Below are 2,619 nucleotides of genomic sequence, written 5' to 3' on the forward strand. Positions count from 1 at the left end.
CCTGGACGTCGACGCGCAGGCCCAGCTCCACCGCGGTGGCCGCGGTCTGCGGGCCGATCACCGCGATCACCGTGGTCTCGTGCGGCTTGCCCGCGATCCCGACCAGGTTGCGCACGGTCGAGGACGAGGTGAACACCACCGCGTCCACCCGGCCGCCCTTGAGCGCCTCCCGGATCGGGGCCGGCGGCGGCGCGGCCCGCACCGTACGGTACGCCGTGACGTCGTCGACGTTCCAGCCGCGGTCCTTCAGGCCGGCCACCAGGGTCTCGGTGGCGATGTCGGCCCGGGGCAGCAGCACCCGGTCGAGCGGATCGAACACGTCGTCGTACTCGGGCCAGTCGGCGAGCAGGCCCTCACTGGACTGCTGGCCGGAGGGAACGAGGTCCGGGCGGATACCGAAGGCGCGCAGGGCGTCCGCAGTCGCCTCGCCGATCGCGGCCACCTTGACGCCGGCGAACGCCCGCGCGTCCAGGCTGCGCTCCTCGACCTTCTCCTGGACGGCCTTGACCGCGTTGACCGAGGTGAAGGCCACCCACTGGTAGCGTCCCGACACCAGGCCGGTGATCGCGCGTTCCATGGGTGCGGCCGTCCGCGGCGGCTCCACCGCGATCGTGGGCACCTCCAGTGGACTCGCGCCGTGCGAGCGCAGCAGATCCGACAGGATCGCCGCCTGCTCCTTCGTCCGGGGCACCAGCACCGTCCAGCCGAACAGCGCGCGCGACTCCCACCAGGACAGCTTGTTACGGGCTGCGACCGCGGCACCGATCGACATCACCACGCAGGGGGCGTTCGCGATGACGGGTGCCGCGTCGGACTCGATCCGGTCCAGGGTGGAGGAGACCGTGCGCTGGTCGGTCGTGGTGCCGTCCACCGTCACCGACACGGGGGTGTCACCGGCCCGGCCGTGTTCGACCAGTGCCGCCGCCACCTTGCCGACCTCGTTCGAGACCGCGGTCACCACGAGGGTGCCGGGTGCCTGGGCGAGCGCCACCCAGTCGACGTCCGGGCCGCCGGACCCGCCAGGGGCGTCCAGGCTTCCGCTGAGCCCACCAAGGCCGAGCGACGCACCCAGTGGCGAGGCCCCCAGACCGGAACCGAGAGCGGGCCCGCCCAGGCCCGTGCCGCCCAGGCCCGTGCCGCCCAGGCCGGAACCGCCGAGACCGGAACCGCCGAGACCGGACAGGCCGCGTCCGCCGATGCGACCGGCCACGAAGGGAGCGGAACCCAGCCCCGCGGCGGGCGTGTCCGTCACCGGGGTCACGTTGGGCTGCACACCGCTGGCGGAGAAGACTCCCAGCGTGCTCGCGAAGGTGACCGGAAGGCCGGCAGCGATCCCGGAGTAGGTGGCGACCGCCGCGCCGGTCGGAATCCCCGGCACGACCCGGAAAGGAATCTTCGCCTTGGCCAGTGCCTGCGCGTCGGCAGTACCGATTCCGGTCAGCCATGGGTCCGAGGCATACAGCCGCACGACCCGCTCACCGGCACGAGCCCGGGTGACGACCGCGGCGGTCGCCGCGTCCGCGTCCAGGATTGGTCTTGCCGCCTCGGTATCGCCGATCCGCAGCACCTCACCGGGTAGCTTGGCGACAATCTCGGGGGCGACGTCCGGATCAACGATTATCGAATCGGCCCCGGCCAGCGTCTCGGTGGCGAGAACTGTCAACAAACCGGGGTCGCAGGGGCCTGCTCCAACGAGGGCGACCGGGGTTAGAGGCTTCTTCGTGCGGCGGGTGGCCATGATCAGCGATTTCCCATCAGCGTCTGTGCTCCGGCGGACAACATCTTGTCCGCGAGGCGCTCTCCCAGCGCCTCCGGGTAGTCGGCGGACCCGGTGATCTCGCACCGGAGAACACGGTTCCCCTCCGGCAACGGCGACCACGGCCCGTGGTCGGATCGCACCGGCGCCCGGTGCTCCAGCGGACGCCATCGCGACGTCGGCAAGGGCACCAACCAACGCGCCACAACCGACCTCAATGGCCGCCGGGTAGGCACGCTCGGCAACAACAGCAGTCCGCGATGGTGGATCGTCCAGCACAAACCGTAGCAGCTGGCCGAGAGTTGCTTGTCGTCGGTACAGGCTGCGCGATCGAAGACGAACCCCGACGCATCCTGGTCACCTACGTATTCGACTGCCAGCGCATCCCTCCTGTCACCTCGCCAGGCATCCACCCGGACGCCGCTGCCTGATCGAACGTCCTGTCCTCACAACGTCGTCCTGTCCTCACAACGTCCTGTCCCCAGGGCGCTGCGACTGTGAGGCCGGCGTCAACAGGCACTGCCGAGTCCACGGCCCCACAGACCTCGTACATCGCTTCGCGATGGGTCACCGAAGCCTGCTCGCTGATCCAACGCGCCTATCGGCGCGGCCCTTATTCGGCGACGTTACCTCGTATCGGCACAACATTCAGTCCCAGGCCGGGTATGCGCTCAGTCCCAGGCCGGGTATGCGCTGCTGGCCACTCGCCAGGTGGTCATCGCCCCATTGCGATGCTCAGGTGGCGCACTCGCTTCGGCCGCCATGCGGGCACACACCCCGCGCCGCATGGCGGGATCGAAGGGCACGGCGGGATCGAAGATTTCCCTTCATGGAGGTCATGGAGGTCATGGAGGTCATGGAGG

Annotated in this window: 1 protein-coding gene; it reads right to left on the reverse strand. The window is 70.1% G+C overall.

Features of this window, described 5'->3' with window-relative positions; all coding sequences use genetic code 11:
- On the reverse strand, positions 1-1,738 hold a 1,738-nt coding region (locus tag DD1DGNOD_RS23530), incomplete at its 3' end, for a uroporphyrinogen-III synthase (RefSeq protein ID WP_131771047.1).
- Positions 1,739-2,619: the final 881 nt, after the last annotated feature.

It is taken from the genome of Candidatus Protofrankia californiensis, from assembly GCF_900634765.1.
In the GTDB taxonomy this organism is placed as follows: domain Bacteria; phylum Actinomycetota; class Actinomycetes; order Frankiales; family Frankiaceae; genus Protofrankia; species Protofrankia californiensis.